Origin of the sequence: Paenibacillus sp. GP183 (genome assembly GCF_900104695.1) — a bacterium.
Taxonomy (GTDB): Bacteria; Bacillota; Bacilli; order Paenibacillales; family NBRC-103111; genus Paenibacillus_AI.
Map to the genome: position 1 here is coordinate 4,826,290 of NZ_FNSW01000001.1, position 21,610 is coordinate 4,847,899.

General features: G+C 48.1%; 16 protein-coding genes. 9 read left to right on the plus strand and 7 right to left on the minus strand.

Annotated features, from left to right (window positions below):
* Positions 1 to 149 precede the first annotated feature (149 nt).
* Together BLV33_RS23925 and BLV33_RS23930 are read left to right on the plus strand one after the other, a co-directional pair.
* Complete coding sequence (locus BLV33_RS23925) at positions 150 to 1,478, plus strand: hypothetical protein (RefSeq protein ID WP_090797738.1); 1,329 nt, start codon at positions 150 to 152, stop codon at positions 1,476 to 1,478.
* Positions 1,479 to 1,582: 104 nt separating this feature from the next.
* Positions 1,583 to 2,377, plus strand: a complete 795-nt coding sequence (locus tag BLV33_RS23930) for a helix-turn-helix domain-containing protein (protein WP_090797739.1) — start codon at positions 1,583 to 1,585, stop codon at positions 2,375 to 2,377.
* Positions 2,378 to 2,519: 142 nt separating this feature from the next.
* Here BLV33_RS23930 and BLV33_RS23935 read toward each other — a convergent pair whose 3' ends face one another.
* Together BLV33_RS23935 and asd are read right to left on the minus strand one after the other, a co-directional pair.
* Positions 2,520 to 3,761 (minus strand): MFS transporter, encoded by a 1,242-nt coding sequence (locus tag BLV33_RS23935; RefSeq protein ID WP_090797741.1) that lies wholly within the window; start codon positions 3,759 to 3,761, stop codon positions 2,520 to 2,522.
* Between the two features lie 45 nt (positions 3,762 to 3,806).
* Positions 3,807 to 4,592, minus strand: coding sequence for an archaetidylserine decarboxylase (gene asd, locus BLV33_RS23940; RefSeq protein WP_090797742.1), 786 nt, complete (start codon positions 4,590 to 4,592; stop codon positions 3,807 to 3,809).
* 232 nt (positions 4,593 to 4,824) lie between these two features.
* On the opposite strand from asd, the gene BLV33_RS23945 reads away from it, so the two are divergent.
* Both BLV33_RS23945 and nagZ read left to right on the plus strand, forming a co-directional pair.
* Complete coding sequence (locus tag BLV33_RS23945; protein WP_090797744.1) at positions 4,825 to 5,115, plus strand: hypothetical protein; 291 nt, start codon at positions 4,825 to 4,827, stop codon at positions 5,113 to 5,115.
* A gap of 209 nt (positions 5,116 to 5,324) precedes the next feature.
* Entirely contained in the window at positions 5,325 to 6,647 is a 1,323-nt protein-coding gene (nagZ, locus tag BLV33_RS23950; protein WP_090797745.1) for a beta-N-acetylhexosaminidase, read from the plus strand.
* Positions 6,648 to 6,834: 187 nt separating this feature from the next.
* Here the strand turns inward: nagZ and BLV33_RS23955 are convergent, their stop codons facing one another.
* The 5 genes from BLV33_RS23955 to BLV33_RS23975 are packed head-to-tail and all read right to left on the minus strand — an operon-like array spanning position 6,835 to position 12,284.
* Positions 6,835 to 7,818, minus strand: coding sequence for a CotS family spore coat protein (locus BLV33_RS23955; RefSeq protein WP_171909273.1), 984 nt, complete (start codon positions 7,816 to 7,818; stop codon positions 6,835 to 6,837).
* Between the two features lie 5 nt (positions 7,819 to 7,823).
* Positions 7,824 to 8,867, minus strand: coding sequence for a CotS family spore coat protein (locus tag BLV33_RS23960; RefSeq protein ID WP_090797748.1), 1,044 nt, complete (start codon positions 8,865 to 8,867; stop codon positions 7,824 to 7,826).
* Positions 8,864 to 10,048, minus strand: coding sequence for a glycosyltransferase family 4 protein (locus tag BLV33_RS23965; protein WP_090797750.1), 1,185 nt, complete (start codon positions 10,046 to 10,048; stop codon positions 8,864 to 8,866). The genes BLV33_RS23960 and BLV33_RS23965 overlap by 4 nt, the downstream gene beginning before the upstream one ends.
* Before the next feature lie 11 nt (positions 10,049 to 10,059).
* On the minus strand, positions 10,060 to 11,007 hold the full coding sequence (locus BLV33_RS23970; RefSeq protein WP_090797751.1) for an NAD-dependent epimerase/dehydratase family protein: 948 nt from the start codon (positions 11,005 to 11,007) through the stop codon (positions 10,060 to 10,062).
* Positions 11,004 to 12,284, minus strand: a complete 1,281-nt coding sequence (locus BLV33_RS23975; protein ID WP_090797752.1) for a UDP-glucose dehydrogenase family protein — start codon at positions 12,282 to 12,284, stop codon at positions 11,004 to 11,006. Before BLV33_RS23975 ends, BLV33_RS23970 begins: the two co-directional genes overlap by 4 nt.
* Positions 12,285 to 12,530: 246 nt before the next feature.
* On the opposite strand from BLV33_RS23975, the gene BLV33_RS23980 reads away from it, so the two are divergent.
* The 5 genes from BLV33_RS23980 (at position 12,531) to BLV33_RS24000 (ending at position 21,564) form a co-directional block, all read left to right on the plus strand.
* Positions 12,531 to 17,576: a WIAG-tail domain gene (locus BLV33_RS23980; protein WP_171909274.1), complete on the plus strand. Its 5,046-nt coding sequence runs from the start codon at positions 12,531 to 12,533 to the stop codon at positions 17,574 to 17,576.
* Between the two features lie 173 nt (positions 17,577 to 17,749).
* Entirely contained in the window at positions 17,750 to 18,466 is a 717-nt protein-coding gene (locus BLV33_RS23985) for a sugar phosphate nucleotidyltransferase (RefSeq protein ID WP_090797755.1), read from the plus strand.
* An 18-nt stretch (positions 18,467 to 18,484) separates the two neighbouring features.
* A complete protein-coding gene (gene rfbD, locus BLV33_RS23990; protein WP_090797757.1) occupies positions 18,485 to 19,354 on the plus strand; it encodes a dTDP-4-dehydrorhamnose reductase in 870 nt (289 codons plus the stop codon).
* Positions 19,355 to 20,455, plus strand: a complete 1,101-nt coding sequence (locus BLV33_RS23995) for a CgeB family protein (protein ID WP_090797758.1) — start codon at positions 19,355 to 19,357, stop codon at positions 20,453 to 20,455.
* A complete protein-coding gene (locus BLV33_RS24000; protein ID WP_090797760.1) occupies positions 20,446 to 21,564 on the plus strand; it encodes a CgeB family protein in 1,119 nt (372 codons plus the stop codon). Before BLV33_RS23995 ends, BLV33_RS24000 begins: the two co-directional genes overlap by 10 nt.
* Positions 21,565 to 21,610: the final 46 nt, after the last annotated feature.

A 21,610-nucleotide genomic window follows, 5' to 3' on the forward strand; every position in this document is an offset into this window, starting at 1 on the left:
GTATGATTACATTTCATCGATAATATCATTATGGCTCGATAGACTGACCTGGCCCAAAAAGGCCAGGTTTTTTCAATTTTTAACCAAACCGAAAGCCCTTGCATTTCGTTAACTCCAGTGAAGTTAATTCTAAGGAGGTAATTGATCTTATGTTGATGAAGAAGAAATGGAAAATGCTTATCTTATCGGCATTCATGCTAATCTCTTCCGCACTTCCCGCATTGGCGGCGGACAGCACAGCTGCAGCAACTGTGAAATCGGATGTGCAGATCGTAGGTGAGCTCGGCTTGCTGCAAGGGGATGGCAGCGGTCTCACGGAAGCATATTTAGCCAAGACTACGACACGTCTGCAGGCAGCGATTTTATTTTTGCGGCTCAAGGGTCTTGAAACCACAGCGCTGGCATATTCGTCCAATGATAACTTTACAGATGCCAAGTTAGTCAGCAGCGGCAATCAGAATATCCTTGCCTATTTGAAAGCGAATCCTGAACTTGGATGGACAGGAACTGGCAATGGAGCATTCGATCCCAAGGCTTTGATCACAGCAGCCCAATATTACAAGGTTCTTCTGGAAGCGGCCGGCTACAAGCAGGGCACTGATTTTGAGTTTGCAAATGTACTTTCATATGCGAAATCAATGGGCCTATCCAAAGTAGCGAACATGGGCAGCCTAAGAAATCGGAATATCGCAACAGCGTTGGTTGAAGGCTCGAAGCTTAAAGTTAAAGGAATGGATACATCGATTATTGATGTTTTAATCTCGCTCAAAATGATCGATTCGGACAAAGCGGCAGGGATCAAAGCAGCTAGAATCGATCTTGCCACAAGTGCAACTTTAGGAACATATCTGGTCGATGGAAAAGGGAATACACTCTATTATTTCACCAAGGATACGGCAAACGTTAGTAATTGCATGGATACTTGTGCAACCAACTGGCCTATATTCTACAGTGCCAGCCTGCAAATTCCTGCTGAGCTGAATGCCGCAGACTTCGGAACTATCGATCGTACTGATGGAAAGAAGCAAACCACTTACAAGGGCATGCCGCTTTACTATTGGGCGAAGGATACTAAACCTGGTGATACTACAGGGCAAGGTGTCGGCAATGTGTGGTATGTGATTAAACATGACAGTATAGCAACAGCTAAGAATGATACTTATGGAGAAATTCTCGTAGACGCTAAAGGAAATACCCTTTATATGTATACAAAAGATACAACGAAGGATGTAAGTGTTTGTAAAGGAACCTGCGAAACCAACTGGCCTATTTTCTATGCTGGAGATATTCAGGTTTCCGGCAATTTAAAGTCAGCTGATTTCACAACAATTATAAGAGAAGATGGCACAAAGCAAACCTCATTTAAAGGCATGCCGCTTTATTATTGGGTGAAGGATACCAAACCTGGGGATACAACCGGTCAAGGCGTAGGCAAGGTATGGTATGTGCTCAATCCAACTGGAGTCAATATGAAGTAGTCATTATTTATCGCTAAACGTCTGAATATCTGCAGCCTCGTGCTGCGGATATTCAGATTTTTTTGTTTGTGGTACACTGTTCACAATATAGTGAGGTGAACAATGTGCTGCACGTTTCTCCGGATCGTTTCGCATTATTATCGGCATACGCCAAAATTACTTGTGAGCCTAATTGGAAATGGGCGAAACGGGATCAACCGATGATGAATTATGATTTGTTTTATGTATGGAGCGGAATTGGTGAGGTGGAATTGAATAACCAGATTTATTCCGTTCAAGAGGGGAGCTGCTTTTTGTTTCGTCCCGGCGATGAAACGAGTGCGACCCACAATCCGCAGAAACCGTTGGTCCTAACCTACATACATTTTGCGCTTCCCGACTCGATCAAGCTCGAGCTGGTTCCACGGCCCTATCACATTTTGCAGGATAAGCTTGCATTCGAAGCGCTGCTGGCCCAGTATGTACGTGTGCGCCTTTCGGGTGTATTCGGTGCGGAGGAAGAAGCCAGACTCGTGCTTAAGCAGTTGATGATTCGCTTGCTCAGAGTGGATATGGAAGAAGAACAGCAGCGTCCCCTGGGCAGCAATAAGCTGTCCGAGAGCATTCAGGAAGTCGCGAATTATATCCGCCAGAATGCGGCGAAGCCGCACAGTATCCGCGACCTGTCTGCTCGTGCCAATCTGTCCGCAAGATACTTTTCCTTAAAGTTCAAGGAAGCTTTCGGGGAGTCGGTGCAGTCCTATTTGATCAAAGCGCGAATTGAGCGTGCTGAGCATCTACTGCATTATGCCGGAATGAGCGTAACGGAAGTAGCCGATGCTCTGGGATACAGGGATGTATTTTTTTTCAGCCGCCAATTCAAGCAGTATACGGGTAAAAGTCCTTCCGAGCTGCGCTAAAAGACTATTAACTGTAGAAGTAGGAGATTATGGAGAGGTGCAATGTTGCTGGAACGATGAAAAACATTGAAAAACATCCTTCCAGCGCGGGTTTTCTTTTTCCAGTATGCTGGAAAACTGAAAAACATCCTTCCAGTTGTTTTTATTCCTCTTCCGTCCAGGCTTCCAGCTTACGGTCTGTCGGCAGGAGGAACGTCAGGATGCCAAACAGCGGCAAATAGCCGCACAGCTCCATGACTCGAAGCGTACCGATTAGATCACTCAGCTTGCCAAGCACGACTCCGCCGATACCGCCCATTCCAAAGGCCAAGCCGATAATTAATCCGGAGACCGTGCCTATTTTACCGGGGTACAGCATTTGTGCATAGACCACGGTAACAGAAAAGCTGGACAGCAGGATAAAACCATTGATGAAGAGCAGCACATATGCCCATCCAAGGCTCACATGAGGCAGCAAAAGAGCCAGCGGAGCGGAGCCAAGCATCGAGAAAAAGATCACATTTCTGCGCCCAAAACGATCGGCGATCGGCCCTCCGAGGAAGGTGCCGATCGCTCCGGCAGCCAGGAAAAGAAAGATGAAATCCTGGGCGCGGTCCAAGGTGATGCCATATTTGTCCCGCAGGAAGAAAGCGTAATAGCTGCTCATGGCTACGCCGTACCAGGAGCGGATAAATACAAGAAATATGAGCATGGAAATGGCGAAAAGCACTTGTTTACGACGTTCAGGGCTGACTTTTCTTGCGATCGTTTTTCTCACAATGACGGGTGTTTCAACCAGCAGAGCTCTATACCACTTAGCAATATAAAATTGTACAGCAATTGCCAATGCCGCGACTCCGGTAAACCAAATGGCGCCGAATTGACCGAACGGAATAAAGATCAGCTTCGTCATGATCGGAGCGAGGGATTGGCCGGCATTGCCCCCGACTTGATAGATCGATTGCGCCAAACCTTTGCGAGGTCCGGCAGCCAAATGGGAAACACGCGAGCCTTCCGGATGAAATGCAGCCGAACCGAGCCCGACAAAGCAAACCGCCACAAGTACGACCCCGTATGATGGAGCAAATGCGAGCAGCAGCATCCCAACTAAAGAGAAAGCCATCCCGAGCGGCAGCAAGTAAGGGGACGGCTTGCGGTCGGAATACATTCCCACCACAGGCTGCATGATGGAAGCAGTTAGGTTGATAGTAAACAAAATCCAGCCAACCTGTGTGTAGGACAGGTGCATTTTATCTTTTAGAATCGGAAATATGGCAGGAATTACGGATTGCATCGAATCATTAAGCAAATGTACGATGCTGATGGCCAGTAAAATCCGATACACGGTCGGTTTGACATCGACAACTGCGTTTGCTGGCTGTGGAGCGGTTGTAATGGAAGCCATAAGAAATTTCTCCTTTGCGCATTGCTTTGGAAATTAATAAATGAATTAATGAATAAAGACGCCAAGCTCCTCACCCACTCTTACCTTGCTTCCTACGGATAGATCCGTTCTTGGATTGAATGTGTTCTCCTCAAGAAGCAGAACGACTGTGGAACCAAATTCAAAGTAAGCCAGCTCCTGGCCTTTTTCGAGGTGATGGGGCAGGGGCTCGACATACTGAATACTGCTTACATTCAAAGCTCCAACCTTAACAACAGCCACTTCGGCAGCTTCATGCTGAATAAAAGTAATCAGTCTTTCATTACGGCTGAGCACTCTGGTCATAAAACGAAGACCGAAATCATTAACGGGATATACTTTACCCGGTACATGCTCCTTCTCCAAAATCTCACCTGTGATGGGAGCATGGATACGATGATAATCGGTCGGGCTCAAATATAGCACAAAGTAAAAGCCGTTTTTGTAATTGATTGTTCTCGGCGAGCGGTTGAGCAGATCATCGATGGTATAATCTTGGCCCTTCACTCCGAGCAGCATGCCCTGCTGAATGGTGCCCATACCTGTTATAAGGGCATCGACGGGACTAAGTACAGCATTAGGCTCGCTTAATATGGGGCGAAGCCCCGGCTTCAGCCTTCTGGTAAAAAAATCATTCAAAGAAGCGTAATCGCCAATATGCTTTTCCGCTTCCTCGATTCGGATTCCGTAAGTTTTGGCAAAACGGGGAATAAGGGCTCGGCTAGCTCTGGATTTCGCAAATGCTCCTGTTAGCTGCGATACCCACTTGCGAGAGGAAAGCTCGGTCAGCAGGCGAAACAACGGTTTCGACATATTTTTCAAGGACTCCTATCCTAAGAGCAATCGTTCTGCGGTACTCCGCTAATCTTGCCACAGAATGCACCAAGAATCAATCGCTGTAAAGGGTTTTTTTGATGTTTACTGGGGCATGCTTTTATAGTACCATAACCGTAGACTAGGACCCTATCCTACTATTTAATTATGCTTATATGGATTGCGTAAATGCCGGATTGTGGGACGTTATCTGTAAGGAGTGAACGTGATCATGACCTGGATTATTCTTTTATCCGCTATCGTCATCCCTTTGTTGATGCTGGGACTGGTGCGGGCTTTTGCTTTCTGCCGAAGGCTGTTTGACGCATTAGCCGTGCTGAGCGCTTATGTTTTTGGCATTATTGCGGCGATAGCGGTTTATGAAATCCTTCGAGATGACGTGGTGTTCATGACTCGGATCCACGGAGTTTTTAACAATATCTGGTTTCTTGCCAGCGGCGCATATCTCGGCAATTATGGATTGTACAAGCTCATCCAGATGATGATCAGGCAATGGAGATGAGATAAAAATTAAACTCATCAAGAAGTATTTACGTCTTACATAGGAGCAGCAACCAGGCTTTGAATCCATATCCAGGTATCTGATTAGATATCTGGATTTTTGTTATTTATCATTGTCATTGCAGCAGGGGCTGGCATCGGAAGTTTAACAACATGGAATAGTTGGCAAAACTAGGATTGTGCTAAAAATAAATGAAAGCAGATGAGTAAATGAAAATAAAGCGTGCTTTCATTGGTTTGTCGGTGCTCTGTGCGATAATGCTTTGTTCATGCTCTCGCACGCCAGGCGGTATAGCGCCTGCCGGTTCGCCGAATGGCCAAGCTTCATCTCAACTGCCAACAGCTACGCCTGCCTCTGGATCTTCCGATTTGTCTCAGTCATCCAGACCTGACGCTTCGACGGCTACAAGCCCAGCCAAACCTCCGGCATTGACTCAGGAGTCGATTCAAATAAAGCTGAAGCAAATGACCGCGAATGAAAAAATCGGGCAAATGGTATTGGCAGGAATAGACGGCACAACAATGAATGCCCAAACAAAAGCGCTCATCCAGGACTACCAAGCAGGCGGCATTATTTTTTACAAGGTTAATCTGGCCAATACCCGGCAAGCGACAGAATTGATCAATTCCTTGAAGGACACGAATTCGCGAAATTCAACCCCATTATGGCTTAGTCTGGACGAGGAAGGTGGAAGGGTTTCCCGTCTACCGGATGAGCTCCATAAATTTCCGACGAATGCGGTGATTGGTCAAGCAAATAACGAGAAATTTTCTTTTGCCGCGGGCAGCACCATAGGCTTGGAATTAAGAGCATACGGCCTGAATATGGATTTTGCGCCGGTTCTTGATATCAACAGCAATCCGAATAACCCGGTGATTGGGAATCGTTCATTCGGTGCGAATGCCAAGGTCGTCAGCAGGCTGGGTGTTCAGACCATGAATGGCCTCCAGTCACAGAGCATAGTTTCTGTTGTGAAGCATTTTCCTGGACATGGCGATACCTCAATAGATTCACATATTGATCTTCCTGTCGTGCAGCACGATCTGAATCGGTTGCGTTCTCTGGAGCTGGTTCCCTTTGCTGAAGCCATTAAAAACAAAGCGGATGCGGTCATGGTCGCCCATATCCTGCTGCCGAAAATAGATGCAACAAATCCAGCCTCTTTTTCCAAAACCATCATCACCGGCATTCTGCGCAAGGAGCTTGGTTTTCAGGGATTAGTCATTTCGGATGATATGACCATGGGGGCCATCGCCACAAATTACGAGCTCGGCGAAGCTGCGGTTAAAGCTGTGCTGGCCGGCGTGGATGTGATTTTGGTAGGCCATGAGTATGAGAAAGAGGTGAAAGTGATCCTGGCGCTGCGGCAAGCGGTGAAGGATAAACGAATATCCATGGATCAGTTGAATACAAGCGTTACTCGCATTCTAACGCTGAAGAGCAAGTACGGAATTTCGGATCAAAAAATAACAGAACCGAATGTCGCCAAGCTGAATGCAGAAGTAGATAAGGTAATGAAATTAATCCAATAATGAAGAAGAGCTTAGAAAACTATTCTGTAGGTTCCAATGGGGTTCGTATGGGTAATGACAAGCAATATATTGAATAATTATGTAATAATGTTAAATTAAGTAAAAACAAGGGAGAATGATAAATGGAGGCGATATATCCGAAACCGAAATTGAACAAACGCCTCCATGCCAAATACACTTGATTAAATTAAATCAGTTTAAGCAGAGCGTTCGTTTTGCTCTTTTCGATTTTGATCGCGAGCTTGAGCTTCGACGCAGGAAGAAATTCGTTTTTATGAAACGGTTTTTTCGCAGTCTCGTGGAACAGGTGGGGAAACAGGCAGTCTATATAAACCACCCTTAATTGCTCAGTTGTTAAAGGATGCACAGCCGTGTACCAGGAAATGATATTTTTAAACAAAGCGGAATCCCATTTCCCTTCCTTCACCATTTCTTTCAAAATCATTTTCCGCAAATCCCGCGCCGGAACATCGTAGGTTACACTGTCCAGATCGAGAACGACGGCTCCATCGCGAGTAAAGAGCACGTTATTTTCGCTGAAATCCTGGTGGCACAGCCCTTTCCGTGCTTTTGTTCCCGTCCACTGGGGATAATTCGATTTGAGCAGAAGCTGTGTCGCTTTTTCCCCTTGACCAATGACAGTATCGATGTGCTGCTGCAATATGTGAACTAACCGCGGCGAGCGCCGTGACGTTTTCCATGATTTGAAGCGTTCCAGCATCGAATGATATTGGCTGGGCCATCTCGACCATTTGCTCGATTCACGGCAAGCCGTTTTGGGGCGGAAGCCTAGTGATTTTTTATGAAAGACGGCCAAGCCTTCAATCGCTTTTTTCAAGTCCCTACCCTGGGAAAAATGCGGCTTTTTTCCAATGACCCAATCGTACAGCACGAAGATATGTCCGTTTTTGCTTACGTATGGCGTCCCGCCTTTCGTTTTGATAATGGCCGGTACGTTAGCCTTTTTCTCCATTAAAAATTGCTGCGCCTGGATCGAGAAATGTACCTTTTCCAGACCGGAACGAAGCCGTTTCAAACAGAACGGGCCCTTTGAAGTTTCTACTTTCCAAACGGTTTTCATTCCTCCGCTTTCAATCAAACGAATCGAAACAGGGACGATATTGTAAGAGGTCATGACCTGCCGCGCCAGGGAAATCAATTTGTCGCTCAATCGTCTCAGTCCTTTCCCTGCGTAGCTGCATTCGTGATGCCGGTCCATTTGTCCAGAACCTTATTTTTGGACAGCTCCGCGCGAATCATCAGCTTCAGCTTTTCCAGCGATTTGGCGGAGCTCCATTCCCCCGTTCTACTCTTGAAGTATTTGCTGCCGATTCCGTAATAAAGATACGGGAAAAGGAGGTCCGCGTACAGTACCTTGTATTCATCCGAAGTAAGGGGGTGAACCGATTGATAGGCGCGCAGCATGCTTATTGTTTTCGCGCGATTCCAGCCTTTTTTCTTCATCACTTTGTTTAAAATCTTTCTCAGGTCTCTGGCAGGAAGATCGTAAGTGAAGGAGTCCGTATCGATGATCGCCATGGACTGTTTCGTTTTGAGCAAATTTCCCGAGGCGAAATCCTGATGGCATATGTTTTTTTCGCTGTTCACCTTGCGCACCCAGTTGGTATATGCGCTGCCGCGAATGATGTTCAGCGCTTTGTTCCCTTCGGCAATAAAGCGATCCACATGCTTAAGGAACAATTTGCAGAAGGGGCTGTTATTTTTTGCCGCCAGGGACTTGAAATTCCGCAGTTCATCGAGGTGCTTCACGTAACTTTTTTCCCATTTGCCAAGATGCTCCCGCTGCCCTGATTCTCCTTTGTAGGAAAATCCTCTAGAGGCCTTATGAAATTTGCCCATCGCCTTCATGATGGCCGCGAGGTCGCTGGAGTTATCGTATTCCGGCGATTTGCCCCGATAGGCCTCGGAAAGTACATAAAACGCGCCTTGACGTTCGGCAAAATCGCTGCCAGAGCGGGTCGGGATGACAGCAGGCAGCTCAATGCCGCGAGCTCGTAAATGCCGCACTGCTTTACAAATAAATTGCACCCGTCCCGCCTTCTGTGCCGGAGATTTTTTCAAAATTTTATTCCCCTTGTTGGTGAGAACGGACCAAACTCCTTTTTTCCCTTTGTAAGAGATCATTTTAATTCCTTTCACCTGGAAAGGGTACGCTTTGAGAATTTCACGAATGGGCTCTTTTTGCGCGGAGTCACTCATATTGATGTCGCTCCATTCAACCGTTCTGATGACAATTTGGCCCGCTTTTGGTAAGCTTTCGTATACACTGCATTTAATCGTTTGGCGACATGTTCGAAAGTAAAGTTCTTTACCACAAAATTTCGCCCGTTTTTGGCCATGCGCATCGCTTCAGTCGGGTTGGACAGCATGTAATTAATGTCACTCGCAAAAGCAGACGGTTTTGTATAAGCTTTAACGACAAGCCCGTTATCCCGGTGTTTAATCACTTCCGGATTTCCTCCCCGGTTCGTGGTAATTATGGGCAGACCCGCTCCCATCGCTTCGTAATGAACCCGGGCAAGCGGTTCCTGCCATTGCGAGCTGCACACGAAGACGTCAGCCATTAAGTAATGGTGCGGCATTTGATCATTCGGAATATATTTGGTGAAAATAATTTTTTTCCCATAAGGCCTTGCAAGTTTGTAGAGACTCCGAACGTAATCATCGACCGAATTGTCGCTGAACCATTTCCCGCCGACAATGACCAGAACTGCATCCTTATGCCGCATGAGTATTTGTTTCATCGACCGAATGAGAACATGCGGCCCTTTCTTGTCACTGAGACGGCCGACGAACAAGATGACCTTTTTTCCTTCAATTCCAAATTTCTTGCGGACTTTTTCGCGTATCGATTGCGCCTCATGCGTCCACGAGGGAATATAAGTGTCTATATTTAATCCGGAATAGACGGTCTTCACCAAAGATTTGGCCTGAGTGAAACGCCTGGTTACAGTACGTCCCATATAGTTGCTTACCGTCATGATCTTGTCGACCGAGGCAAGTACTTTTTTTCCTTGAGCATGCGTTAATTTTTTTGGCGCAAACATTTCGTTATGAAGGCTGACCACAAACCTGCTTTGAGGGGCGGCTTTTTTGAACATTATGGCATTCTTGGGGCGGTTGAATATATGCACTACGTCGAACTTCTCTGCTGCCAGCGATTTGGCGACACTGCTGACAAAACTTCCTGAAGGAAAGCGAATATAAGAGATGCCGTTGTGCTTTCCCTTTCTGGCCAGCTTCGGGTCGGTAATCGAATAAATGGTAAGCTGGTGCTTTTTGCTCAAGAACGGGGCTACCCCATCAATCATAATCTGGATGGCACCGCCTTTAATTGCAGGGGAAGGCAGCTTTTCCGTACATATTAAGGCCAGTTTCATAAACATCCTCCTCATAAATTGTACATATCTTCAAGGTCGGCGAGTTCTTTTTGTAAACCATTCCTTATGCTGATTTTAGGTTCATACTGCAGCAATTTTCCGGCTTTTGCGATATTGGCCCAGGTGTGCTTCGGTTCTCCTCTAGGCTCTCCCATATACTGCAAGGCAGCCTTTTGACCGGTAAGCTCCTCCAAAATAGCGATTACCTCCAAAATGGAAGCTCGTTCTTTTCCGCCGATGTTGATCGTTTCTCCCGCCGCATGGGGGTATCGCAGCAGGGAGACTGTTGCCTCGACGCAATCGTCGATATAAGTGAAATCCCGCGTCTGGGTCCCATCGCCATGAACAGGAATCGGTTTCCCCCGAAGCATATGATGAATGAAACGATGGAAGGCCATATCGCTTCGCTGTCGCGGTCCGTAAACGGTAAAATAGCGAAGAATGACGATGGGAATTTGCATTTGTTTGTTATAAACCCTGCACAAATGCTCTCCGCACAGCTTGCTGATTCCGTAAGGGGAAAGAGGGGAGGTGGCGGCATCTTCGGATACCATTTCCTTCGTCTCCCCATATACGGAAGAAGTCGAGGCATAAATGAGAGCTTGCAGCGGGGCATTCTTACAAGCTTCCAGCATTTGTTGGGTGACAAGGATGTTGTTGGTCACATAAGATTGAAAGTCGTCACCCCAGCTTGAACGTACGCCGGGCATGCCAGCCAGGTGATAGACGGCGTCAACGTCAGGGAGCCACTTCTTCCACTCAAAATCGAGCAAATTTTGTTCAATATTTAAAAAACGAGGGTGGTCGCTCAAGTTTTGAATATTTCTCTGCTTGATCCATCTCAGCTCCGGTTGTATGAGACCATCGATTCCAATCACTTCATTCCGGTCGTCCTGCAGCAGCCGCTCGCATAAGTGCGACCCAATAAAGCCGGCAGCCCCTGTAACGATAATTCTCATGTTCGTCCAACTCCCATATAACGAATTCCACACGCCTCCACAGTATGCTTGTTAACGCAATTCCGGCCATCCAGAAGCAGCTTTCCTTTCATCCGATTCTTCACCAACTTCCAGTCAGCCTGAACGAAGGCGTCCCATTCTGTTGCGATCACTAGCGCATCGGCATCCTGAACGGAGTCGTACATTTGATGATGCCAGGTGACAGAGGGGAGAGCAGGCCGGACCATAGGATCATAAGCATGAACGTTATATCCAGTCTCGCTGAGCCGCCGGAGTAAACGCACGGACTGAGACGACCTTACATCGTCCGTTTGCGGCTTAAAACTGGCGCCCCAAACCGTTATTTTGTGTGGAGGATCCCCTTCCAGAGCGGCGATCAATTTCTGCATATAGACGTCAATCTGTGTTTCATTTACTTTCTGAACCGCCTGTAACAGGGAAGGCTCGATCTGTCGTGACAAAGCCGTATGGATGAGATCATTCAGATCCTTTGGAAAGCAGGAACCGCCATAACCCAAGCCTGCTCTCAGGAAATGCGGACCAATGCGGTGGTCCATTCCCAGACCCATCGAGACGTCCACAATGTCAGCTCCGCAGACATCGCAAATACGGGATATTTCATTAATGAAAGAAATTTTCGTCGCCAAAAAGGCATTAGAAGCGTATTTGATCATTTCGGCTTCAGCGAAGCCGGTAACCACATAGGGCGCGTTCAAATTCTGGTATAATTCCTGCATGACTTCGAGCGGCTCACGCCGTTTCAGGCCAATAACAATGCGGTCCGGTTGAAGCGAATCCTGTATCGCTGTTCCTTCCCGCAAAAACTCGGGGCTCGAAACGATATCGAATAGCTGATGATCGACCCCGTTATCAAGCAAGGTTTGTTCAATCCATTCGTTCGTGCCGGGTGGGACCGTGCTTTTGGTAACAATCGTTTTATATGAAGAAATCAAGCCGGATAACTTCTCGACAACTGCGTGGACGGCAGAAAGATCAAGGCTCCCGTCGGATGCGGGAGGAGTTCCCACAGCAATAACAATAATGGAAGCCCGGCCGATACAATCATCCATCGTATGGGAAAAATATAACCGCCCCGCCTCCCGCTGTTCCGCAACCAGTTCCGATAACCCGGGTTCGAAAAAGGGAACCGATCCTTGGGTGATCCTTATCATTTTTTCGGTATCCTTATCGATGCACTGGGTTTCATGTCCTAATTTTGCCAACACTGCTGCTGTACACAGTCCTACGTACCCGGCTCCAATCACACACACGATCAAATGCCCGCTCTCCTTTAGACAATAAGTAGTTTTACCTATTTATATTAGTAGAGGGTGAAAAACGAACCCGACACCAACCCGATTTGTAAATTTAGTGTAAAAATTTGAACATCTTGTTGCGGGTCGCGTTGTCAAAATGACTTGATCTATGGGTACATAACCATTTTTGATTCCTGTGCGCACCCACTCTCTAGGTGAATGAATATGTTACAAGTGACTAGTCATCTTGATGAAGGGGAGGTTTTTATGAGCAAAAACAGAAAATCCCGGATAGGTCCCACGCGGCCTAATGTGCAACGAATAAATGCCAATACCAATGAACTGAGCTGGCTGGATGAAAGTGAATCCAAGACCAGTCCCCCTGCTAAAGCTGAACACGTGCCCAAGCAAATGATTATTTCCAAAACTCAGAAAGCTGCAGCATCCAAACTGGAGCCTCCTCCAAGGACCCGCCGGACGAACGTGGTTATTTCCCCCGCTGCACCGGTTGTATCGGTCCCGGCACCGCCGCTTTTGCTGTTAAACGAACGAAAGACCAGTAAATCCAGCGATGCTGTGGTGTATACGGATGATATCGGAGAAGAAGCCGTTACAGCGGATAAAATCGCAAATCGGGCCATAGACGAATCCAAAATCAAGCCCAAAAGTATCAGCACCAGAGCTTTACAGGATTTTTCAGTAGATCATTCCAAGCTGGCCGACGGGAGCGTTACCCGGGATAAAATTGCCCCCGGCGCCGTAGATGAAGAGCATATTGCCCTTCAGTCGATTTCCGGTGATAAGATTCAGGAGCAAACGATACCCGGAAGCAAGCTGCTCGACAAGAGCATTACGTCCGATAAGCTGGCTGACCTGACGATTGATTCTTTTAAGATAGCCCCTGGCTCTATCCAGCCTTCTCACTTAGCTGAAGGTTCGATCTCAACCGAGCTGCTTGATGATCAATCTGTCACTTCCGATAAAATCAGGACCAGCTCAATCTATGCCAAGCATTTGACCAATCGCATTATCGACACAGCCAAGCTAGCGGATGGAGCTGTCACCTCGGATAAGCTTAGGGATCATGCGGTAACCCGGGAGAAGATCGCGGATGGCAGCATTGTTTCACCGCATTTACAAATGTTCAGCGTACAGCATGAGCATCTGGGTCAAGGATCCGTGCTTAGTGATAATCTGGCGGTAGGCGTCGTCAACAACACCCATATTCAAGAAGGAGCGATTCATGGCTTTCATCTAAGAGAAGATGCCATAACACAGCAAAAGCTAGGATTGGGGGTCGTAGGTCCAAAGCAAATTGAAGAAGGAGCTATTAAAGAATGGCATATTCCTGACGGCGTGATCCAGCAAAAGCATTTGACTGAGCATTCATTGTCAGGCACCGTATTAGTCAATGAGAGCATATCCGGCGAGCAGCTGGCCAATCAAGCAGTCGGCACGGAGAAGCTGGCCGATCATGCCGTCACTTCGAAAAAGCTGGCAAGAGAATCCGTTGATGCAGAGCATCTTGCTTCAGGAGCTGTCAGGGCCGTTCATGTGGCGGCCAAAACGATTGTTGCAGATCACATCAGCCTGGGAGCTATAACCGGAGCCCATATTCAAAGCCATGCCATCGGTTCCGTGCTGCTGCAGGATCATGCAGTTACCGGTGATAAGTTAGCCGCCGGCAGTATAGACAGCAGCCACATTCGGGAAGATTCCATTGATACACCCCATTTGGCGATGCACGCGATTACTACCTCCAAACTGGCTCCTGAATCCGTATCTACCGATAAATTGACGGAGATGTCGGTCAGCTCCTCCAAGATCAGCGACGGCAGCATTATTTCCTCGAAGCTGGCAAGAGATGCTGTGCAAAGCATGCACATCGAAAGAGAAGCCATTCAGTTGTATCATCTTGCCAATGAGAGCGTTGGGGCGAACCAGCTTCAGCTTCAAGCGATTCAAAGCGATCATATGGCAGATGCATCCATAACCGGAGTCAAGATTGCCCCTGCTTCCATAAGTGAATCTCACCTGTCAAAAGGAATCATTGGCAGCGGACATCTTGCAGGAGAAGCTGTCAGCTCGGAGCATGTGAAAGTGAATGCCATCGGCAGCAAACATCTGCAGGATCATGCAGTTCAGACACATACGATTGCCGAGGAGGCGGTTACGGGAACGAAAATATCAGCTCAAGCCGTGGAAGCCAGGCATTTACAGGAAGGCATTGTGAATGGGAGTCACATCCAGGCAGGTACGATCCAATCGGAGCATTTGGCTAAAGGAGCTTTTACGCTGGATCTTTTGGCTGATCGCAGTATCGACGGTCAAAAGCTGGTGGAGTACTCCCTGTCATCTGAAAATATGGCTGCCGGAGCGGTCACGGAAGAAAAGCTTGCTGATGGAGCAGTGGGAAGCCGCCATGTACAGGATGCCGCCATTGCGAGCTCCATGCTGCAGGACGCGGCCATAGTAACCGTTAAAATTGCTGATGAGTCCATTACCACCGACAAATTGGCGGATGCCGTTGTTAAGAGCAGCAAGCTGGCTGACGGTGCTGTGGCAGGAGTTCACATCGCAGATGGAGCGATTACTGCTTCCAAACTCGCAGTGGAAAGCGTGAACGGCGGCAAATTGGTGGCAGGTGCGGTTAACGCCCGCCATATTGCAGATGGCTCCATCACGGCGGAAAAACTGGCAAACGGCGCAGTCAGCAGCATGCATGTGGCGGATGGAGTGATTACCAGTTCCAAGCTGGCAGCAGCCAGTGTAAACGGCAGCAAGCTGGCAAAAAGTGCAGTAAACGAAGAGCATATTGCCGATGGAGCGGTATCGGGGGCGAAGCTGGCAGCGGGAATTGTGGATGGAAGCAAGCTGGCGGCTAAAGCTGTGAATGCCGGACACTTGGAAGATGGAGCTGTAAACAGCAATCATATTGCGGATGATTCCATCTCAAGCGTTAAGCTGAAAGCCTTGAGTATAGACGGCAGCAAGCTGATGAGCCGTGGGGTGGATAACGAACATCTTGCGGATGGCGCAGTCACGAGAGAGAAGCTTGCGGAAAATTCAATACATGCTTTTCATTTAACGGAAAATGCGGTGAATCGCAAGCATGTGGCAGACAGTGCCATCACTTTGGAAAAGCTGGCAGCTTCGAGCGTCGACGGCAGCAAATTGATTCAACTTTCGGTTTCCGCCAATCATGTGATAGACGGTGCGATCACAGGTGCAAAGTTGTCCGAAGGCAGCGTGGACGGCAGCAAGCTGGTGAACGGCGCCGTGAACACTGAACATGTGTTGGACGGTTCAATCGTTGGAACGAAGCTGGCGGAGAACAGTGTGGATGGCAGCAAATTAACCAGCGGTGCTGTAAGCAGCGAGCATGTGGCAGATGGAGCGATCACCGGATCCAAGCTGTCTACAGCGAGTGTAAACAGAAGCAAGCTGTCGAACGGTGCTGTCTACAGTGAGCATGTCACAGATGGTGCAATCACGTTAGCCAAACTGTCAGCCTATAGCGTGGACGGCAGCAAGCTAATCAGCAACGCTGTAGCTAGCGAGCATCTGTCGAACGGCGCGGTTACAGGACCCAAGCTGGCCGAGGGCAGTGTGGACGGGAGCAAGCTGGTCCGTGATGCGATAAGCAGTGAGCATGTAAACAACGGTGCAATCACAGTGGCGAAGCTGGCTGAGAACAGTGTGGACGGCGGCAAGCTGGCCCTTGATTCAGTGAACTCTTGGCATATAGTGGACGCTGCCGTAACTGTCTCGAAGCTGTCGAACAGCAGTGTCGATGGGAGTAAGCTGGCGAGCGGTGCAGTGAGCAGCGAACATATCACGGACAACGCGATCACGTTAGCCAAACTGTCAGCCCACAGCGTGGATAGCAGCAAACTCGTACGCAATGCGATTGCAAGTGTGCATATCGTGGACGGAGCGGTGACAGGCTCGAAGCTGGCAGAAAACAGTGTTGATGGCAGCAAGCTGGCAAGCGGTGCTGTGATCGGCGAGCATATCGTGGACGGAGCCATTACAGGCGTAAAGCTGTCAACCCAAAGCGTGGACGGGAGCAAGCTGGTTAGCGGCGCTGTCAACCGGGAGCACTTGGCGGATGGCGCCATCACTTTAGCGAAGCTGGCCGTTTGCAGTGTTGACGGCAGCAAGCTTGTCAATGGCTCAGTAAGCAGCGAGCATGTGGCAGATGTCGCCATAACGGGAGCCAAACTGGCTGAAGGCAGCGTAGACGGCAGCAAGCTGGCGAGCGGTGTTGTCAACCGGGAGCACTTGGCGGATGGCGCCATAACTGGAGTAAAGCTGGCTCAGGGAAGTATAGACGGCAGCAAGCTGATGAGTGGAACTGTGCTTGGAGAGCATTTAGCTGTCGGTTCCATTACAGGAGCTAAGCTGGTCGAGGAAAGTATTGAAGGCAGCAAGCTTGCGAACGGGGCGGTTAACGGCAAGCATATAGCGGACGGCGAGATTACCGGGGCTAAGCTGTCGGAGAACAGTGTGGATGGCAGCAAGCTTGTATTTGGTTCCGTGAGCGAGGAACATGTAGCGGATGGTGCGATCACATTGGCAAAGCTCTCGCCATCGAGCGTGGATAAGAGCAAACTGGTCAGAGGCGCAGTGAGCGGTGAACACATAGCGGATCAAGCGATCACGGAGGCAAAGCTGGCTGCAGGCAGCGTGGATGGCAGTAAGCTGGTCAGCGGTGCAATTACCAGTGAGCACATAGCCGACGGTGCCATTACAGCGGAGAAGCTGGCCGCAGGCAGCGTGGACGGCAGTAAGCTGATGGGCGGTTCCGTGAATGGCGAGCATCTGGTCTATGGATCGGTCACTGGATCCAAGCTGGCCGAAGGCAGCATCGAAGGCAGTAAATTGGCGAACGGCATTATAGGCAGCAAGCATCTGGCGGATGGAGCGATCACAGGAGCAAAGCTGGCAGACCGGGCCATATCCGGGGCAAAGCTTGCGGATGCCAGTATTGATGGAACGAAGCTGGTTAAGGGAACTGTGACCAGAGAGCATTTGTCGGATGAATTGATCCATGAAACGACCGTTCAGCAATTCGGGCTTTTGCCGTTCGAGCTCAAGGTGCAAGGGGAAATTATCGATGTTTTTCTAAAATTCGATGAGAGCTTTGCTGATGAAGATTACGTGATTACCGCGATGACGAATCATCCTGCTTGTTACGCTATTGTTAAACAAAAGCAAATGGATTCAGCCGTTCTATCCGTTGTTCGCTCCAGATTTTCACCCGAGCAGCATGGCGTTATTAACTGGATTGCAATCGGAAAAAAAGCATAAAATCACGAACGAATCAACAGGAAAACATGCAGGCAGCTGCATGTTTTTTTCTTCCGCTTGGTTATATAACCATTTATGGTTTTTGTCCAAAACCTGTATGGGAATGAAGCATATCATTAAGAAGTAGGTGGATTTACCGTACCACCATTTTCCAGGAAAGAGGGGTATGGCTTGTGAAGGGTGTTGTTCTGGCTGCTGGTTTAGGAACTCGATTGCTGCCTTTAACCCAAATCATTAATAAGCAAATGCTTCCAATCGGTCAGTATCCGATGATTTATTATTCGATTAAAAAGCTTGCAGATAATGGTATACGTGACATTCTGCTCATTATTGGCGGACAATGCCTCGGCATGTTTTTGGATTACTTGGGAAGCGGGGAGAAGTGGAATGTCCGTTTGACTTATAAAATTCAAGAGCAGCCTTTGGGCATTGCGCATGCGCTGGCGTTTGCTGAAGGCTTCGTTCTTCCTGGGGAAAAATTCGTTGTTTTGCTTGGTGATAACTTGTTTGCTGATCCCTTACAGCCCTTCATGAAGTACTTTGAGCAGCGAGAAGGGGCCATGGTACTACTTAAAGAGGTTGATGATCCTTGCAGGTATGGCGTTCCTTTCATTGAGGATGACAGCATAGTAGCCATAGTCGAAAAACCGGATACACCCTTTTCAAATTATGCAGTCACCGGGATTTATTTTTATGACTCATCCGTCTTTGATAAAATCCGTATCTTGCAAAAGTCGGCTCGCGGCGAAATGGAAATTACCGATGTGAATAATATTTATGCCAAACAAGGGATGCTGAGGTTTCAACAACTTAAAGGATGGTGGATTGATGCTGGAACGCATGAATCGCTTGTTGAAGCGGCGCATTTGATTCGGGAGGAGAATCCATAATGTTAGGGAGTGATTTCAATGAAGATATTGGTGACAGGGGCTGGAGGGCAGCTCGGGTATGATTTGATAAGAGTGTTGTCCCGTCATTATGAAGTGGTGGCGGCATCGCGTGAAGAATTGGATGTAACAGATGCTGGAGCGGTAACAAATACATTGAGACATGTGCTGCCCGAGATTGTGATTCATGCAGCAGCCTATACATCTGTTGACCTTGCAGAAGATGAAGTGGATCAAGCTTACCAGGTTAACGCCATAGGAACCTGGAATGTCGCAACAGAAGCTCATGCCATTGGAGCCAAATTGGTTTATATCAGTACGGATTATGTATTCGACGGAATGAAAGACGGTCTTTATGACGAACTGGATAAACCCAATCCTTTGAATGTATATGGCAATTCCAAGCTGCTTGGGGAAAAGTTTGCAGCCATGCTTTGCTCCCGATTATTCATCGTTCGCACCTCTTGGCTATACAGCGCAAAAGGAAGGAATTTCGTGACCAAGGTTATGGACATGTCGAAAAATCTGGCGCAAATCAGCATGGTGACGGATCAAATCGGCTCTCCCACATATGGCTTGGATTTAGCCCATTTTATCTGTGAGCTAATAGGCTCTGAAAAGTATGGGATTTATCATGCTTCCAATCAAGGCTGCTGCTCCCGATATGATTTTGCTCAGGAAATTTTGAAATATATGGAATCCAAGCCTGCATCCATTATCCCGATTCGAGCAGAATCTCTGAAGCATGCTGCACCCAGACCGACAAATTCCGCATTATCTCATCAAGCCATCCGATTGAATGGGTTGACTCCGCTACGTGATTGGCGGCAGGCATTGCGGCATTATTTGCTGCACGAGGATGAAGTGGACTTGCCGAAATTGGTGACATAGATGAAGAAAAGCAGGCTTGAGGTATCAGCAGACGGGGCAAAGAAAGGCTTCCGACTCGGTTGGGAGCATGGATACCAGTTGGGCTGCTCTAAGGGCATTCTGGAACTGCTTCCGCCTGCACATGTGACGGTAAATGAGATCAGAGTGTTGTTTATCCCCCAAGGATTTGAAGCTATTGATCAGGGAGTGATTCTTGGCTTGCAGCAAACGGCCGGTGAGTTTTTTGTCGTTGGCGCCGAGGATATGGTGCAGAGGGCAATGGAGCTTAAGCCAGACCTCGTGCTTGTGCTTAACGGCCTGCATGTATTTCCGGCTGAACACCTCGACCATGTGGATCAAGTCAAGGCCATGGGTATCAAAACAGCGATCTGGTTTGCGGATGATCCCTATTTTACAGACCTGACAGCCGCTTATGCTTCCCGGTACGATTTTATATTTACCCATGAACGAAGCTGTGTGTCCTTGTATCAAGAGCTCGGCTGTCGACGCGTTTATTACCTTCCTCTTGCTGTCAATCCTCTTATTTACCATCCCATGCAGGTAGATTCCAGCTATCGAACCGATATCTGTTTCATCGGCAATGCCTTTCCCAACCGGATTGAGCTGTTTGATCAGCTGGCTCATTATTTGGCAGACAAAAAAGTCATGATCGCAGGATCACAGTGGGATCAGCTTGCTCATTACCCCATGCTGAAGAACAGCATCAGGCTGGAATGGATTCCGATAGAGGAAACAGTTAAGTACTATAACGGTGCAAAGATCGTCATCAATCTGCACAGATCAGCAAGTGAATCAGGGTACAGCCGGAACACCAGGAACATTCCCGCACGCTCGATCAATCCCAGGACGTATGAGATATCAGCTTGCGGAGCCTTTCAATTAACCGACTTACGGGAGGATTTGACCGAACTGTATACGCCGGGATTCGATATAGTGAGCTATCAATCAGCAGATGAGCTAATCGGGCAAATGGACTACTACCTGCGCCATGAAAAGAAACGAAGGCGAATTGCTTTGCGGGGTTTGAAACAGACTCACAGCAACCATACTTTTGGGGCTCGCCTAAGTCTATTGCTTCAGGAGGTACAACAATGGCATTGAAGCTGGATAAAGATTCTCTTCCCGAGAAAGAGAAAAGAAGGCAGGAGAGAGGCTATAGATTAGGCTTTGAGGAGGGTTATCGTGTAGGTGCCTGCAATGCGATTGTGAAACGAGCACTGCCTTTCCAGCCTTCTCAAACATGGAACCGGCGCATCCTGTATGTCGGATCGGGTAAGGGGATGCCTTATTCACCTCTCGACTCCGCCATTATTGACATCATGAGGCCCCTTGTCCTGGAGTTGAAGGTTACTGAACCACTGGATAATGTGGTTGCTTGGGTAGAGATAACAAAGCCGGATCTGGTGCTAGTCCTGGATGGCATGCTGTTTCCAGTCGAACAGATCGATGCGATTCGGGCAAAAGGCGTGCAGACCGCGCTTTGGTTAACCGACGACCCTTATTATACAGACGTTACAGTAGGCTTTGCTCCGCATTATGATCACGTCTTTACCCTTGAGCTGAACTGCGTCACTTTTTATAAGGAGCACGGTTGTTCGAACGTGCACTACCTTCCTCTCGGTGTGCATCCCGGGTGGTTCTGTCCCAGGGCCACTAACTTGATGAACCGCAGGGAGATTTGTTTTGTGGGCTCCGGTTACTGGAAGCGGGTTGAGTTGTTTGATCAAATAGCGCCTTACCTTAAGGGACGCGATGTTTGCATTAGCGGCTTATGGTGGGATCGGCTGAAAGCATACAGACTCCTCAAAGACAAGATAAGGCTCAATCATTGGATGGGAGCCGAGGAGACAGCAGGCTTTTATAATGGAACGAAAATCGTCATCAATCTTCATCGTTCCCATGATGACGGAACCTTCAATTACAACAGCCGGTTGATCAAGGCGGTCTCGCCCAATCCTCGAACTTTTGAAATTTCCGCTTGCGGTGTACTGCAGCTCACTGATGTGCGTGATGATCTGGCAAGTTTTTATAAGCCGGGCCGGGATCTTGCAACCTTTGGATCGGCTGAAGAGCTGGTTGAGCAAATCGACTATTATTTGACGCATGAGGAGCAGCACCTACAAGTCGCTTTGCAGGGGCTTCGAAGCACGATGGAACAGCACACCTTCGCCCATCGATTAACTCAGCTGTTTCAAACCGTGTTCAAGTAATTTTGCAGCGAAATGAGGTAATTAGGGATGGTCGTTAGGAAAACTG

What these genes read in the sequence shown, in the direction of transcription:
- BLV33_RS23925 (WP_090797738.1), top strand. Translation starts at nt 150, where the DNA reads ATGTTGATGAAGAAGAAATGGAAAATGCTTATCTTATCGGCATTCATG.
- BLV33_RS23935 (WP_090797741.1), bottom strand. Translation starts at nt 3,761, where the DNA reads ATGGCTTCCATTACAACCGCTCCACAGCCAGCAAACGCAGTTGTCGAT.
- asd (WP_090797742.1), bottom strand. Translation starts at nt 4,592, where the DNA reads ATGTCGAAACCGTTGTTTCGCCTGCTGACCGAGCTTTCCTCTCGCAAG.
- BLV33_RS23945 (WP_090797744.1), top strand. Translation starts at nt 4,825, where the DNA reads ATGACCTGGATTATTCTTTTATCCGCTATCGTCATCCCTTTGTTGATG.
- nagZ (WP_090797745.1), top strand. Translation starts at nt 5,325, where the DNA reads ATGAAAATAAAGCGTGCTTTCATTGGTTTGTCGGTGCTCTGTGCGATA.
- BLV33_RS23960 (WP_090797748.1), bottom strand. Translation starts at nt 8,867, where the DNA reads ATGAGTGACTCCGCGCAAAAAGAGCCCATTCGTGAAATTCTCAAAGCG.
- BLV33_RS23965 (WP_090797750.1), bottom strand. Translation starts at nt 10,048, where the DNA reads ATGAAACTGGCCTTAATATGTACGGAAAAGCTGCCTTCCCCTGCAATT.
- BLV33_RS23970 (WP_090797751.1), bottom strand. Translation starts at nt 11,007, where the DNA reads ATGAGAATTATCGTTACAGGGGCTGCCGGCTTTATTGGGTCGCACTTA.
- BLV33_RS23980 (WP_171909274.1), top strand. Translation starts at nt 12,531, where the DNA reads ATGAGCAAAAACAGAAAATCCCGGATAGGTCCCACGCGGCCTAATGTG.
- rfbD (WP_090797757.1), top strand. Translation starts at nt 18,485, where the DNA reads ATGAAGATATTGGTGACAGGGGCTGGAGGGCAGCTCGGGTATGATTTG.
- BLV33_RS23995 (WP_090797758.1), top strand. Translation starts at nt 19,355, where the DNA reads ATGAAGAAAAGCAGGCTTGAGGTATCAGCAGACGGGGCAAAGAAAGGC.
- BLV33_RS24000 (WP_090797760.1), top strand. Translation starts at nt 20,446, where the DNA reads ATGGCATTGAAGCTGGATAAAGATTCTCTTCCCGAGAAAGAGAAAAGA.